Genomic DNA, 15,544 nt, shown 5'->3' on the forward strand with positions numbered 1-15,544 from the left:
TTAAACATAAAGATCTGTGCTCAAATATTTAAGGCCTGAATCACAAACCAAAAAAGCTATAGTGTTCCCTTTTTCCTTCCCACGCAGAAGCCGGGCCGCAGCGAAGACATGGGCTCCCGTTGAAAATCCGCCAAATATGCCCTCTATCTCCGCGAGAGCCCTCGCTCCTTCAATAGCCTCCTCGTCGGTTACAGTAATGTACTCCTCAACAAGAGACCTATCCAATAGAGGCAAATCCCTACAGTATCCCCCGCCCTGAATCTTATGATTTGGATTTTTTATGGGCCCTCCCGCAAGATATGGAGCAGAAGCGGGTTCAACAAGATAGCACCTTATGTCCGGGTTGTGTTTTTTAAGAGCCTTAGCGCATCCCACAAAAGTACCCCCGGTTCCAACAAAATCGACGAACGCATCTATTTGCCCATCAAGATCATGCCACAGCTCCTCACCTGTGTGAAGCTCATGAGCTTTTGCATTAGCCTCAAGCATAAATTGATCAGCCCTAAAAGCTCCTAATTCTTTTACCACCTCTTGTGTTTTTGCCTCTACCAAAGCCAGGTCCTCCCCAGACACCTGCCCTGGCACAGAGCCAGGGGCTTGATCCACAAGGACCACCTCTGCCCCAAGGGCTTCCATCATCCTCGCTCTTTCCATGGAGTTGCCTTTGGACATGACAGCAATAAAGGGATAACCTTTAACAGCACAAACTATGGCAAGTCCTGTACCTGTATTGCCACTTGTAAGTTCCACCACCGGCTGCCCTGGAGAAAGTGCCCCAGAAGCCTCCGCTTCCTCAATTATTTTGAGGGCTATCCTGTCTTTCTTGCTGTAACCAGGATTAAGATTTTCCAATTTGGCAAACAGCTGGCCCTCTAATTCCCATTCCCTGCAAAGCCTGGACAACTTCACAACAGGAGTATTACCTATGGCTTCCAAAACACTTTTACAAAACATGCTTATCCCTTCTTTCCTCCCTTTTTTAGCCATTGAACCCTGTAGAGGTCATCTCTACGGCTCTGAAGGCTCCTCACACTGCCTGAAGTCCTAAGTTCCTTTATCAAGTCTATATCTAAATCAGCTATCAAGGCCATCTCAGTATTAGGCGTGGCCTCAGCAGCCACAGCATCAGGAGGAAAAGCAAAATCAGCGGGAGTCAGTATGGCAGACTGAGAATACTGAATGTCCATGTTTTCTACCTTTGGGATGTTACCTACGCTTCCTGTAATGGCAACGTAGCATTCGTTCTCTATGGCTCTTGCTTGGGCACAATGCCTTACTCTGAGATATCCGTTTCTCGTATCAGTCCAATAAGGCACCAACAAAATGGTCATTCCCATATCAGCAAGTATCCTAGGAAGCTCAGGAAATTCTACGTCATAGCAAACTAATATGCCGATTTTCCCTACATCAGTATCAAAAACCTTAAGCTCGTCTCCCCCCTGAAGACCCCACGTCATATATTCATCAGGGGTTATATGAAGTTTGTACTGCTTATCCCATGTACCGTCCCGCCTACAGAGAAAAGACACATTGTACAGAGCCCCATTTTTGTACTCAGGCACGCTACCTGAAACAATATTTATGTTGTAGCTCAAGGCCATCCTCACCAAGGCCTCTCTCATAGGCTCAGTGTATTGGGCTAAAAGCCGCATTGCCTCAGCAGGGTCCTTCTGATCATAGTGAGCTATCAGAGGGACATTGAAGAGCTCTGGGAAAAGGACTAAATCTGCCTTGTAGCCAGAGACAGCATCCACAAAAAACTCAACCTGCTGCATAAAGTCATCAAAAGAATTAAAAAGCCTCATCTGCCACTGTACTACACCTAAGCGAACATAAGTTTTGACCCTCTTTATCAGGCTCTTCTTTTCTTCGTAATATATGTTGTGCCACTCGAGGATTACTCCGTATCCCTTGGATTTCGTGTCCGCCGGCCAATAGCCAGGCACTATTCGCTTGACGTGAAAATCGTTGCTGAGCTGAAAGGTTAAAACCGGGTCTGTGATCTCCTTGTTTTCCACCATTCGAACATATTCACCTGGCTTCATGGAATCTGCGTATTTAGCATATCCAGGAATCCTACCCCCTATAATTATTCCCTTAAGGTTTAAAGTCTCACAGAGTTCCTTTCTGGCATCGTACAGTCTCCTGCCAAGCCGCATATCCCTATAATCTGGGTGCACGAAGACATCTATGCCGTACAAATAATCCCCATCGGGATCATGATTTTTCAACGTACCATCCCCTACTATTTGCTTATAAGTGTGGCGATCCCCATAAACAGTAGAATCTATGATCAATGAAAGGGCGGCGGCAACTATGTGTCCCTCAAACTCCATACCTAATTGCCCCTCCGGGAACCTCCTCACCATGCACTCAAACTGCTTGTAACTCCAGGCTCCTCCCATATCAGGGTATATAAGGTCCATTATCTTCCTTATATCTTCATAATCCTCGATCTTTAGAGTTCTAAGTTTGAGCTTGGAATAATCCTCTCTTTTCTTATCCATTGATAGCACTACCTCCAAATTCTTTCTTTCTCTATTATTATAAACCAAAGATTTCCACCGCAACAATTTAACACGCTAAAACACGCTTACACTAAGGTGTTTTCCTAGTTGACATAATTGACAGATAATGTATCCTTGTATGTAAGGATACCAGAATCCAAAGAGGTGAAAAAAATGGATTCCATACTAAAAGCTATTCCCGAAGAAACTTATGTGCCCGTCAGAGTAATAGTTTATGAAACCCTTAGAGAGGCTATTTTCAGGCGAGAACTGAAAGACGGCGACAAGTTGATCGAAAGTGAGCTTGCCGAAAAGCTTAACGTAAGCCGGACCCCTGTGAGAGAAGCTTTGCGCATGCTGGAGTCAGAGGGCCTGGTGGAGAGGATTCCCCGTAAGGGGCTTTTCGTAAAGGGACTATCTAAAGAGGATATAATTGAGATCTATTCCATAAGACAAGCCCTTGAAGCCCTAGCCATAAGATCTGTCTGCAAGAATATTACTGACGAAGAACTGAAAGAGCTAAAAAGGCTCTACTCCCAAATGGAAGAAGCATATGAACAAGGAGACGACAACAAACTTTTCGCCCTGTCCCAAAAATTCAACGAAGCTATAGTTGCCCCATCCAATATGCCCAGGCTTTTGAGCCTACTTGCCACATACCATGAATATCTAAGAAGGCTACGATCCCGTTCCTTCAGTAAGTCTTCACGAAAAGTACAGGCCCTCAAGGAACATGGCCAGATACTTGAAGCAATATCAGAAAGAAACCCTGATAAGGCTGAACGGCTAGTCAAAGAACACCTGGAAAACGCCATAAAGGCACTCACCATTGAATTTCACCCCAACAACACACCTCAAAAAAAAATGATTTAAAAATACAAAAACAGGAAGGAGGGATACGAGAAGCTAAAAAAGGCAAAAATCAAAAAATTCACTAATAACAAAAAGGAGGTTGGAATTATGAAAGGTTCTTTCAAAAAAATGCTTGCCTTGGTGTTGATCTCAGCTTTTGTCCTTTCTGTTGCTGGACTGGCAAGTGCTGCATGGAAACCCACCAGGCCTATTGAAATAGTAGCTCCTGCTGGGCCTGGCGGTGGATGGGATACCCTTGCCAGAGTAGTCAAAAAAGCCCTTGAAGAGGAAAAGCTTGTAGATCAGCCAATCATCGTCACCAACATGCCCGGCGGTGGCGGTGCAACGGGATGGACATATCTGAAAGGCAAAAAGGGTAAAGGAGAGTATTTGGCAGTAAACTCTAGCTTGATCCTCTTAAATAATTTACTTGGCAAGAGCAAATTAACTTTCAAGGACTTCACAGTCTTGGCTAACCTGCAGGCAGAATGGGAAACCATTGCCGTAAAGAGCGATGCCCCTTATTCTGACTTAAAGAGCTTCTTTGAGGCATTAAAGGCGAATCCTGGCGATATGCCCATTGGCGTTGGCCCAACCCTCGGTAACGACGATCACATACAGTTTTTGATGCTAGCCAAAAAGTACGGCGTAGATCCTGCCACCGTCAAATTCGTAGTTTACCCTGAAACAGCAGCCGGTCAAATCCCTGCGCTCCTAGGAGGCCATATAAAGGCCATAACCATAAGCCTTGGAGAGACACTTGAACAAGTAAAGGCAGGAAACCTCAAACTTCTCGGTATTTCATCTCCTGAGCGTCTCAATATCCTTCCTGACGTACCTACATACAAGGAGCAAGGCGTAGATTTGGTATTCCCCCACTGGCGAGGAATAATGGCTGCTCCAGGACTCTCTGAAGAACAGATAGCTTTCTGGAATGAAACCCTCAAGAAAATGGTCGAAAGCAAAACATGGAAGGAATCTCTCAAAAACCTGGGATGGGATCAGTTCTACCAGAACGCAGACGAGTACAAAGCCTACCTTGAAGATCAGGAAAAAGAGATAAAGGACCTTCTGTCCAAGGTTGGATTGATAAAGTAACAAGCACACAGACCTTAAGTACAGCCAAGTGGAGGTAGACACCGCCTTCACTTGGCTTCAAAAAGGAGGAAGAAACTGGTGACTAAGAATGAGATTTCGGGATTGTTGGCGATAACAATAAGCAGCATTTATATATTCGCAACCTTGAGACTCCCCGAAACTGCCATGGGAGACAATGTAGGGCCAAAACTCTTCCCCCTTCTGGCAGGATGCTTGGCTTTCCTGTGCGGCCTTATACTTCTGATTAAAGACAAGAAATTGGACAAATCTAAAAAAGAAATCTTCCACCTGGGATTAAGAGAGCAAAAAGATTTATACGTAAAAATTGCCTTAACAATATGCCTAGGTATAGCATATGGGTTCGTATTGGTTCCTCTAGGATACGTTATATCAACGGCGATATTCATGTTGTGCATCACCAGGCTTATCAATGGCAAAAGATGGCTGGAAAACTTGCTTATCTCCCTTACATTCCCCGTGATAACCTACATAGTCTTCGCCATTTTGCTAGGCTTGAGCTTGCCTAGAGGGTTACTATCATTTCTCCCCTTTTAATGTGTAGAGGAGGTATTTGGTTATGGAAACTATCTTTCACAATCTATCCATAGGATTAGACGCTGCTTTAACCTTGACTAACATTACCTGGGTCTTCATCGGTGGGCTCATGGGAACGATAATAGGCATGCTACCTGGCCTAGGCCCCGCCACCGGTGTAGCTATTTTGATACCCATAAGCTACGGGATGAACCCTACAACCGCCCTTATAACAATGGCTGCCATATACTACGGCGCTATGTTCGGTGGTTCCCGTGCATCTATAATGATAAACACCCCTGGAGATGCATCGGCAATAGTCTCTTGCTTCGATGGATACCCAATGACTAAAAATGGCGAGGCCGGAAAAGCTCTTGCCATATCGGCTATAGCATCCTTTATAGGCGGAATCATTGGCATGATATTCTTGATCTTCTTGACCATGCCGGTCGCAAACGCAGCATTGAAGTTTGGCCCCGCAGAGATGTTTTCTCTCATGATATTTGCTTTGACTGCGACAGTTACTTTATCCCAGGGCAACATGTTGAAAGGGTTCATAGCTATGGCCTTCGGCTTCATGCTGAGCACAATAGGGATAGACCCACCCACTGGAATACTGCGCTTTACTTTTGTTCCAGAACTACAGGACAGTATAGATTTTCTGGTGGCCATGATAGGATTATACGCTGTAGCTGAAGTTTTCAAAAACTACGGAAACCTAGAAACTCACTACAGCATAGACTCCAAGACCATTGGCAGAGTGTGGGTCCCTTGGGAGGACTTCAAAAAGACCATAAAGCCCATACTCAGAAGCTCGCCCCTTGGATTTTTGATCGGTGTGCTTCCCGGCATGGGCGGTACAGTTGCTACCTTTGTGTCTTATGCTCTTGAAAAGACATTGAGCAAAAACCCTGAAAAATTTGGTAAGGGCGCCATTGAGGGGCTCGCAGCCCCTGAAGCGGCAAACAATGCCTCCAGCTGTGGAGCCTTCGTTCCTCTACTGACTCTGGGTATTCCTGGGAGCGGCACTACCGCAGTAATGCTGGGCGCTCTCATGATGCTGGGCGTAAGGCCAGGCCCTATTTTGTTCCAGATGCACCCGGAAATTGCTTGGGGAGTCATCGCCTCTATGATCATCGGGAACATCATGCTGGTGCTTATCAACCTACCTCTTGCAGTTCCCTTAGTGCAACTCCTCAAGATTCCCCAGAGAATAATGCTTCCCTTAATCTTGGGAATGGCTTTCATGGGAACATACTTCCTCAACTACAGCTCTTTCGATTTCATATTGGTATCGGTCTTCGCTCTTGCTGGCTACCTATTTTGGAAACTTGAGATACCCATACCACCCCTGGTTCTAGCGTTGATCCTAGGAGGCACAACGGAACAATCCTTCAGAAACGCAATGACAATCTCCGGCAACGACGTGATGTTCTTCCTGGAAAAGCCCATTTCTCTCACGCTCCTTTTGCTTGCTGCCCTCTCGGTGGCCTTTTCCTTATACAAGCAAAAAAGGGCCGCTGCAAAATCATGACTTCAATACAACAAGCCAAACAAAAACAACGATAACGCGCGTATATTGCATAATATTAACTGGAATATAGATATATTTTCTTATCTATGCTATAAAATGACACAATTTATATGCAAAATTTACACAATTCGGAGGTGGTTGTTTTGGGGCATACTGTTTTCGAGAAAATCCTCAAGTCGCATATCGTGTCAGGTAGTTTGCTTCCTGGTAAAAGGGTAAAAATCAAAATTGACCAAACTCTAACTCAGGACGCAACCGGCACTATGGCTTACCTTCAATTCGAAGCCATGGGGCTTACAAGGGTAAAGACAGAGCTTTCCGTTAGTTACGTCGACCACAACATGATACAGGGTGATTTCAAAAACCCAGACGACCACCGCTACTTGCAGGACATAGCAGCAAGGTACGGCATATTGTTTTCGAGACCAGGCAACGGCATATGCCATCAGGTTCATTTAGAGCGATTCGCCGCTCCCGGGAAATCGCTCCTAGGAAGCGATTCTCACACTCCGACGGCCGGGGGGATAGGGATGATTGCCATAGGCGCGGGAGGGCTAGACGTAGCACTTGCCATGGCCGGAGAACCTTTCACTATAACTATGCCTGAAATTGTACGGATCCACCTGACAGGCAAACTACAACCCTTCGTGTCGGCTAAAGACATTATCCTTGAGGTGTTAAGGCGCCTTTCAGTCAAAGGCGGAGTTGGGAAAGTGCTGGAATACACAGGACCTGGGGTAAAAACCCTTAGCGTTCCTGAAAGGGCAACCATAACGAACATGGGAGCAGAAACAGGGGCTACAACTTCAATTTTCCCAAGCGATGAAATCACCCGATTGTGGCTTAGGGCTCAGGCACGAGAACATCAGTGGGTTCCTATAGAAGCAGATGAAGACGCAACTTGGTCTGAAACTGTGGAAATAAACCTCTCAGAATTGGAACCGCTGGTAGCCCAACCATTTCAACCGGACAACGTAGTTCCTGTAGAAGCCATAGAAGGAATGAAAGTGGATCAGGTAATGTTCGGCTCATGCACCAACTCATCCTTAAGGGACATACTGTCTGTTGCCCATATGCTTTCAGGGGAAAAGGTCCATCCATCTGTGGACGCAGGCATCTCTCCGGGCAGCAGGCAAGTGATGCTCGAAAGTGCAGCATGTGGGGCAATGGATGAACTCATATCTGCAGGAGTAAGAATACTTGAATCAAGCTGTGGAGCCTGTATAGGTATGGGATTTGCTCCACCCACAGATGGGGTTTCCTTGCGAACCATAAACCGCAATTTCTTGGGCCGGTGCGGCCATCCCTCCGGTAAGGTTTATCTCGTTAGCCCAGAGGTTGCCGCAGCTTCAGCTATAACCGGCAGAATAACAGATCCTAGGAAGTTGGGGATAGAACCTTTCGTATTTGAACAGCCGGAGCAATTTATCATCGATGATAGCATGATCCTGGCTCCATCCCCAGAGCCTGAGCGTATAGAAATACGTAGAGGCCCTAACATAGCACCTCTACCGGAAATGGCTCCCCTCTCCGAAGAAATTGAAGGAGAGATACTCCTCAAAGTGGAGGATAACATAACCACAGACCACATAATGCCAGCTGGTGCAGAGATCCTCCCTTTAAGGTCCAATATACCGGAGATCTCTAAGCATACCTTCAAAGTTGTTGACCCTGCATTTTATGACCGAGCAAAAGAGAAAAATGGCGGATTCATAGTAGGCGGCGAGAACTATGGCCAAGGCTCCAGCCGGGAGCACGCTGCGCTTGCCCCTCGATATCTGGGGATTAAAGCCGTAATAGCTAAAAGTTTCGCCAGGATACATTTGGCAAACCTAGTCAACTTCGGCATACTTCCCCTGTTGTTTGAAAACCCAGAAGACTATGACAGGCTAAATACGAAAGACAAACTTTACATAAAAAAAGGCGTTATCACCACAAAAGAGCCTTTCGAGGTTTCTAACAAGTCCACAGGAAGCACTTTCTTCGTTCGCTGCCCTCTGTCGGATGAAGACCTAGAAATAGTAAAAATGGGTGGCAAACTCAACTACATAAAAGAGAAAAATAAATCTGCCATTTAAGGGGAGGGACTAATCATGACCAATAAATTTGAGGGACTTAAACTGCAAAAAACAAACTATCCTTCTGAAGGGGAAAGAATAATTAGAAACGACAAGGGGCAAATAGAAACTAACTATCCTGTCATACCTTACATTGAAGGAGATGGCATAGGCCCTGACATCACAAAGGCTATGAAGCTTGTCATAGACACCGCAGTAACTAAAGCTTACGGCACGTCAAGGAAAATCTACTGGTGGGAAATCTATGCTGGGGAGAAAAGCTACAACTTTTTTGGAGAATGGATTCCTGAGGATACCATGGAAGCCATCAAATACTTTAAAATAGCCATAAAGGGGCCTCTTACAACTCCAGTGGGCGGAGGCATAAGGAGCTTGAACGTGGCCTTCAGGCAAAAGCTCGATCTTTACGCCTGTATAAGGCCAGTAAGGCATTTTTCAGGTGTCCCTTCTCCCCTTAAAGCCCCCGACAAGGTGAACATGATAGTCTTCAGGGAGAACACGGAAGACGTATATGCTGGCATAGAGTGGGAAGCAAAATCTCCTGAGGCGCTGAAGGTCATAGATTTTCTGAAAAAGGAAATGGGCAAAAGTATAAGGCTTGATTCGGGCGTAGGCATAAAACCCATCTCTATTACTGGAACCAAGAGGCTCATGCGGATGGCTCTAAAATACGCCATCAATAAGGGTAAAAAGAGTGTCACCATAGTGCATAAAGGAAATATAATGAAGTTCACCGAAGGCGCCTTCAGAAAGTGGTGCTATGAAACGGCATTGGAAGAGTTCAGGGACTTCATAATAACGGAAGAGGAGCTATTCGACCAATACGGTGGCAAAGCTCCAGAAGAAAAGATAATTGTAAAGGACCGAATAGCCGATGCCATGTTCCAGCAAATACTACTTAGGCCTGAGGAGTACGACGTTCTGGTAACCCCAAACCTGAACGGGGACTACCTTTCCGATGCCTTGGCCGCCGCGGTAGGAGGCCTTGGACTGGCTCCCGGAGCTAACATGAACGACGAGATAGCCTTTTTCGAAGCCACGCATGGAACTGCCCCTAAATACGCCGGTTTAGATAAGGTTAATCCCGGTTCCATGATCCTTTCCGCCGTTATGATGCTAGAACATTTAGGCTGGACCGAAGCAGCGGAACTCACGATAAAGGCCATGGAGGAAACCATAAAGTCTGGCACCGTCACGTACGACCTTGCGCGCCAAATGGAAGCCTCGAAAGAGGTTTCCTGTTCTGGCTTTGCAAAGGCCATCTGTGAAAAAATGTAAAATTTTATCGCCTTAAATTTAGATATTCTACTGACAGGAAGTGATCAAATGAAATCAAAAGATGGCTTTAAGAGGATTACTGCACAGGCAGGCACACTTGAGTCATCAGATTGCTTGGTTACGTGTTCCTTGCAAGACAACCTAGAAATAGAGTACAGAGGCCCTGACACCATTGAGATATTGAGGGAAAGAACGGAAAAGCTAGTTAAAGAGACCACCTCCAGATATGGTCTCAAGGGAGCATACATATCCATACAGGATAATGGAGCCCTAGAGGTAACCATGAAGGCCCGTCTCGAGACAGCCATAGAAAGATGTCTGGAGGTGGCCAACCATGAATGATGTTACGGTTTGCCGCAGCGCACTATACATACCTGGCAACAACCCAGGCATGATACAACACTGCCCCTATTTTGGAGCTGATTCAGTCATCCTCGACCTAGAAGACGCTGTAGCGATTAGCGAAAAAGACGCAGCAAGAAAACTGGTCTCATCTTTTCTGGAAGCTTTAGACTTCGGCAAGTCCGTAGTAGTAGTCAGGATAAACGGTGCAGATACGCCATATTTCGAAAAGGATTTGTTGGCTGTAGTCCCTCAGGCGCCAGAAGCTATAAGGCTTCCCAAATGCGAAAGCCCAAAAGACATACTATTTGCAGATGAACTAATAACAAAGATAGAGACAGCGCATGCCATCCCTGAAGGAACTGTAAAAATTCATGCCATGATAGAATCAGCTCTTGGCGTTGAAAGGGCCTTTGATATAGCATCTTGCAGTTCACGGGTAGAGGCATTAACCCTGGGCGGGCAAGACCTTCTAGCTGATTATGGAATACAAAAAACACAAGCGGGACATGAGCTTTTCTACCCTAGAGCAAGGGTGGTCTCTGCAGCAAAAGCCAATGGGCTTTTAGCTTTCGATACCGTTTGGACAGATACCACCGACCTCGATGGGCTAAAAAAAGAAAGCAAGCTGGCATGTGAACTTGGATTTACAGGGAAAGCTGCCATACACCCATCGCAAATTGACGTTATACACGAGGCTTTCAAACCTGACCCTAAAGAAGTTCACAAGGCAAAAAGGATTATGGCGTCAGCGGAACGAGCATTATCTGAAGGTAAAGGAGCATTTGCTGTCGATGGCCGTATGGTAGATGCTCCTGTGATAAAAAGGGCGCAACACCTACTAGAGCTAGCCAAGTTCTATCCCGAATTTAACCTAGGAGATCAAGGGGGGGTAAAAGATCATGTCTAACGTCACCAACGCCATAGGAAGAAAGGTACCCACACAACTAAAAGGCTGGAATAAAGTCTGTACCCCTTATAAAGGACCTTTTGAGATCGTAAAGGAATGTCCTTACCATGATAGGGTTATCCCCCCTATGAGAGGTTACACGCCTGGCAGGAAGAAAATAGCCGCAAACCTGAAAGAGGCAATAGAGAGGTCTGGATTATCAGATGGCATGACCATCTCGTTCCACCATCATCTCAGAAATGGCGATGCCGTGCTTCCAATGGTTCTCGATGTCATAGCCTCCATGGGCATAAAGGACCTCACTCTTGCCCCCAGCTCCTTAACTGATGCTCATCAGTGCGTGGTCGACTATATCCGTTCAGGCGTCATTTCAAGAATCACCACCTCTGGACTTAGAGGCAAACTTGGAGAAACCATATCCTCTGGAGAACTAGCATCTCCAGTAATAATTCGCAGCCACGGCGGCAGAGCCAGAGCAATCGAAGAGGGCTCAATACAGATTGATGTGGCCTTCATCGCTGCTCCATCTGCCGACGGGGAAGGAAACGTAACTGGAGCTATGGGGCCAGAAGCTTGCGGCTCCTTAGGTTACGCAATGGTAGATGCCAAATACGCAAAACATGTAATAGCCATAACAGACAATCTGGTTCCTTTCCCACTTGCGCCTAAAATTTCCATCCCGCAAAACCTAGTAGATCAGGTTGTAGTTGTGGATAGTATTGGAGACTCCACTAAGATAGCTACAGGGGCAGCCAGAATTACCAAAAACCCCGTAGATTTAAGAATTGCAAAAAATGCCTTTGACCTTATATGCGCCTCAGGGCTGTTGGAAAACGGATTTTCCTTCCAGGTGGGCGTAGGCGGGGCAAGCCTAGCTGTAGCATCTTTTTTAAGAAGTTACATGAGGGAAAAGAAGATAAAAGGGAGCTTTGGTCTAGGAGGCATTGGTGGTTACATGGTAGAGCTTTTGGAGGAGGGCCTTTTCAGTGCGCTATTCGACGTGCAAAGCTTCGATGCCAGTGTAACTGCCTCAATTTTAAACAACCCTCTTCACATGGAGATAGATCAATCTCAATACGCAAACCCCTTCACGGATTGCATTGTCAATCAGTTAGATGTTGTTGCCCTTGCTGCTTTGGATGTTGACGTGGATTTCAACGTAAATGTCATAACAGGTAACAACGGCGTCATAAGAGGGGCTTCGGGAGGCCATTGCGACACTGCTGCTGGAGCAAAGCTCGCTGTAGTTTTAGCACCATCTTTCAGAGGGGGCGTACCAACAATAAAGGACAGCGTTCAAACCATCGTAACTCCTGGTGAGACAGTAGACGCCATCGTGACCGAACGAGGTATATGCATAAACCCAAGAAGAGAAGATCTTCTGGAAAGAGCACTGAAGGCAGGTCTCCCCGTAAAAGACATAGAAAAGCTGAAATCAGAAGTGGAAAAGTTAACAGGGAAACCCCGTCCACCTAAATTGGACGAGGATAGGGTTGTCGCGGTCGTGGAATATAGGGATGGAACCACAATTGATTCAATATATGCCCGTAAACAAAACTAACGTCCCTAAATTAAAGGGGGCGGCATCTGCCGCCCCCTGCTTTGGTCTGCACTACTGAACGAAAACCGGATTTATGTTAAACCCTCTGAACGTTCGCCGCCTGCGGACCCTTTTCTCCCTGGACTACATCAAACTGAACCCTCTGACCTTCGCTAAGGGTCTTGAACCCATCCATCTGGATCGCGCTGAAATGAACAAATACGTCGTTTCCTTCATCACTTGTGATGAACCCATAACCCTTAGCCTCGTTGAACCATTTCACTGTTCCTTGCATTTCTAATACTGCCTCCTAACATGAAAATGCGCCGATACACTATCGACACTAGAACATTAATATAAAACTGGTACCTTTGTCAATGGACTAGAAAGAACTTTGCATGCTATTATTGCTAAAATTACTTAGGGTAACAGCATAATCAATAAGGAGGGGAAACCATGAAGAAGTACCTCAGATTCTGCCTGAACGGGGAAACTCAGGAAGCTTTGACGCTGGACGAAGAAAATATATATGCCCTGGAAGGAAGCATATTTGGAATACACGATAAAGGCAAATTCCTCTGCCGGGTAGATGAAATCCAATCATGGCTGCCTCCAACTGACCCTACAAAGATAGTAGCAGTTGGGCTTAATTATACAGATCATGCCGAAGAGACAGGCTATCCTATCCCCAAAGAGCCTTTATTATTTTTAAAGCCTTCTACGTGTGTAGTGGCACATAAGGATAAGGTACTTCTTCCTGAGGCCTCAAAAAGGGTAGATTATGAAGCGGAGTTGGCCATCGTTATAGCCAAAAAGGCCAAAGACATATCCCCCAAGGACGCCGAAGAATATATCTTAGGGTACAGCTGCTTCAACGACGTTACGGCAAGGGACCTGCAAAGCTCTGATGTGCAGTGGACTAGGTCAAAATCTTTTGACACTTTTGGCCCTTACGGTCCCTGGATTGAAATGGAGATAGACCCCTCAAACCTCAAGGTACAAATGATAAAAAATGGCCAAGTAGTCCAGGAATCTAATACAAGGCATTTTATTTTTCCAGTGCCCGAACTGGTAAGCTACATATCAAAAGTCATGACTTTACTCCCAGGCGACGTCATCATCACAGGAACCCCCTCAGGCATAGGGCCTGTACAGCCAAACGACACCATGGAGGTACATATTGAGAAAATAGGCAGCTTAGTAAATTTTGTTGATAAAAAAGTTTAATTAATCAGAATTTTATGATAAAATGTCAAAGGTATTAAAATCAGCAAGTATAAAAACATCCATGCTGGAGGAATTTGATTGAAAAAATTCCAAGAATACCTTACCGCCCATCATAATACTTATAGCAATAGCAAACCCAGATTGTACTGGGAATACCACAAAACTGCTTCTTCCCTTGTAAAAAACATAATAGCAGGGAAACCCTTTGATTGGGCTGTTTTAAACGTTATAAAAAAGCTAGGGGAACAAGTGGAAGCAGATAGAACCTATGTATTTTCATATGACGAAAGAACTAACACTATATCGTGCACACATGAGTGGCACTCTTCAAACACATCTTCACTAAAAGATACATTACAAAACATTGATCTTTCTCAATTCCAATGGGGTAAGAAAAAAATAAATACTGAAGGATATATTTTTATACACGATACAAGCAACTTATCTCATCTGGCCCCAGAAGCCCAATTGGAACTAAAAAAATTGCTTGCTCCAGACACAAAATCCGTTGCCATACTAAAAATAGGAAGTGAAAATCTTTTAGGTTTTATAGGTATCTCCTGTTGTAAAACCAGGCATGACTGGACTGAAGAAGAAATAGATTTTTTGGCATACATAGCAAGTGCGATAGAATATGCAATTATTTTCAAGAAAACGCAAGAAAAAGCTTCTATCGCAAAGAAACGCATCGAATCAGTCTTGAGCCAGAGCGACTTTTTAGTTTGTTGCTTTGATAAAGATGGAGTTCTTACTTACGCCAATGATGCCTACTGTAACTTCTTCGGTTTTAAAAAAGAAGAGCTTTTAGGAAAGGATTTCTTTTTTCTAATTCCGAATGAGTATCGGCAAAAAGTTAGGAATGAATTCCTTTCCCTGTCTCCACAAAAGCCCTTTACTACATACGAACACCAAGTATTAACTAAGGATGGTTCTCTCAGGTGGCAGCGGTGGACCGACATGGCCTTATTTGATGAAGATAATTCCATATTGGAATACCAATCCATAGGTATTGACATAACAGAACAAAAAGAAACTCACATGAAACTCGAAAAGGCATTAAAGCAACTTCGTGAAGCCTTTAATAATAGCATCGAAGCCATGGGGAGAATACTCGAAATTAAAGACCCTTATACAGCTAACCACCAAAAGAGGGTCGCTATCCTGTCTAGAAGAATTGCGCAAGAAATGAACCTGAACAAAAAAGAAGTAGAACTTATATATTTAGGGGCTCTGGTGCACGACATCGGGAAAATATACGTGCCAAGCGAACTGCTAAGCAAGCCTGCTAAATTAAGCAAATTAGAATTCGAGCTCCTGAAAAACCATACGCTCAAAGGAGAAGAAATTTTGCGGCCCCTATCCAAGAGGTGGCCCATATGGGAGGCAGCAGCTTACCACCATGAAAGGATAGACGGAAGTGGATATCCAAGAGGCTTAAAGGGCGAAGACATTCCCCTTGGCGCTAAAATCATAGCCGTCGCTGACGTAGTAGAAGCCATGACCTCCCACAGGCCCTACCGTCCAGCAAGAAGCCTGGAAGAAGCCTTAAATGAGCTGCGAAAAGGAATGGGAACCAAATACGACCCAGAAGCAGCAAAAATATGCATCAAGCTTTTCGAAAAAGGGCTCTTTTCGTTCGAGGGG

14 protein-coding genes are annotated in these 15,544 nt (G+C 45.1%); 11 read left to right on the forward strand and 3 right to left on the reverse strand.

The genetic code is table 11. The annotated features are described in order from the left end of the window. Together H0Z23_RS05045 and H0Z23_RS05050 are read right to left on the reverse strand one after the other, a co-directional pair. Complete coding sequence (locus H0Z23_RS05045) at window positions 1-987, reverse strand: PLP-dependent cysteine synthase family protein (RefSeq protein WP_296867887.1); 987 nt, start codon at window positions 985-987, stop codon at window positions 1-3. Beyond that, window positions 957-2,507: a bifunctional GNAT family N-acetyltransferase/carbon-nitrogen hydrolase family protein gene (locus H0Z23_RS05050; RefSeq protein WP_296867888.1), complete on the reverse strand. Its 1,551-nt coding sequence runs from the start codon at window positions 2,505-2,507 to the stop codon at window positions 957-959. Before H0Z23_RS05050 ends, H0Z23_RS05045 begins: the two co-directional genes overlap by 31 nt. A gap of 174 nt (window positions 2,508-2,681) precedes the next feature. Here H0Z23_RS05050 and H0Z23_RS05055 point away from each other — a divergent pair, with 174 nt between their 5' ends. The 9 genes from H0Z23_RS05055 to citF all read left to right on the forward strand — a co-directional run bounded on the left by H0Z23_RS05055 (window position 2,682) and on the right by citF (window position 12,694). After that, complete coding sequence (locus H0Z23_RS05055; RefSeq protein WP_296867889.1) at window positions 2,682-3,380, forward strand: GntR family transcriptional regulator; 699 nt, start codon at window positions 2,682-2,684, stop codon at window positions 3,378-3,380. 87 nt (window positions 3,381-3,467) lie between these two features. Then, complete coding sequence (locus H0Z23_RS05060) at window positions 3,468-4,457, forward strand: tripartite tricarboxylate transporter substrate binding protein (RefSeq protein WP_296867890.1); 990 nt, start codon at window positions 3,468-3,470, stop codon at window positions 4,455-4,457. Window positions 4,458-4,535: 78 nt separating this feature from the next. Continuing rightward, window positions 4,536-5,012, forward strand: coding sequence for a tripartite tricarboxylate transporter TctB family protein (locus H0Z23_RS05065; RefSeq protein ID WP_296867891.1), 477 nt, complete (start codon window positions 4,536-4,538; stop codon window positions 5,010-5,012). Window positions 5,013-5,034: 22 nt separating this feature from the next. Beyond that, the gene (locus H0Z23_RS05070) at window positions 5,035-6,525 is read left to right on the forward strand and encodes a tripartite tricarboxylate transporter permease (RefSeq protein ID WP_296867892.1); all 1,491 of its coding nucleotides are present in this window, start codon (window positions 5,035-5,037) and stop codon (window positions 6,523-6,525) included. Between the two features lie 143 nt (window positions 6,526-6,668). Beyond that, window positions 6,669-8,603 carry an aconitate hydratase gene (locus H0Z23_RS05075; RefSeq protein ID WP_296867893.1) on the forward strand — a complete coding sequence of 645 codons (1,935 nt, stop codon included), beginning with the start codon at window positions 6,669-6,671 and terminating at the stop codon, window positions 8,601-8,603. 15 nt (window positions 8,604-8,618) lie between these two features. Further along, window positions 8,619-9,881, forward strand: coding sequence for an isocitrate dehydrogenase (NADP(+)) (icd, locus tag H0Z23_RS05080; RefSeq protein WP_296867894.1), 1,263 nt, complete (start codon window positions 8,619-8,621; stop codon window positions 9,879-9,881). Window positions 9,882-9,929: 48 nt separating this feature from the next. Further along, a complete protein-coding gene (locus H0Z23_RS05085; protein ID WP_296867895.1) occupies window positions 9,930-10,223 on the forward strand; it encodes a citrate lyase ACP in 294 nt (97 codons plus the stop codon). Then, window positions 10,216-11,133, forward strand: a complete 918-nt coding sequence (locus H0Z23_RS05090) for a CoA ester lyase (RefSeq protein ID WP_296867896.1) — start codon at window positions 10,216-10,218, stop codon at window positions 11,131-11,133. The genes H0Z23_RS05085 and H0Z23_RS05090 overlap by 8 nt, the downstream gene beginning before the upstream one ends. Then, window positions 11,126-12,694: a citrate lyase subunit alpha gene (gene citF / locus H0Z23_RS05095; protein WP_296867897.1), complete on the forward strand. Its 1,569-nt coding sequence runs from the start codon at window positions 11,126-11,128 to the stop codon at window positions 12,692-12,694. The genes H0Z23_RS05090 and citF overlap by 8 nt, the downstream gene beginning before the upstream one ends. A gap of 76 nt (window positions 12,695-12,770) precedes the next feature. On the opposite strand, the gene H0Z23_RS05100 is transcribed toward citF, so the two are convergent. Further along, entirely contained in the window at window positions 12,771-12,968 is a 198-nt protein-coding gene (locus tag H0Z23_RS05100) for a cold-shock protein (RefSeq protein ID WP_296867898.1), read from the reverse strand. A gap of 161 nt (window positions 12,969-13,129) precedes the next feature. On the opposite strand from H0Z23_RS05100, the gene H0Z23_RS05105 reads away from it, so the two are divergent. Continuing rightward, window positions 13,130-13,900, forward strand: a complete 771-nt coding sequence (locus H0Z23_RS05105; protein WP_296867899.1) for a fumarylacetoacetate hydrolase family protein — start codon at window positions 13,130-13,132, stop codon at window positions 13,898-13,900. 78 nt (window positions 13,901-13,978) lie between these two features. Continuing rightward, window positions 13,979-15,544 (forward strand): HD domain-containing phosphohydrolase (locus H0Z23_RS05110; RefSeq protein ID WP_296867900.1); only part of this gene is annotated, 1,566 nt, incomplete at its 3' end.

It is taken from the genome of Thermovirga sp., from assembly GCF_017656375.1.
Taxonomy (GTDB): Bacteria; Synergistota; Synergistia; order Synergistales; family Thermovirgaceae; genus Thermovirga.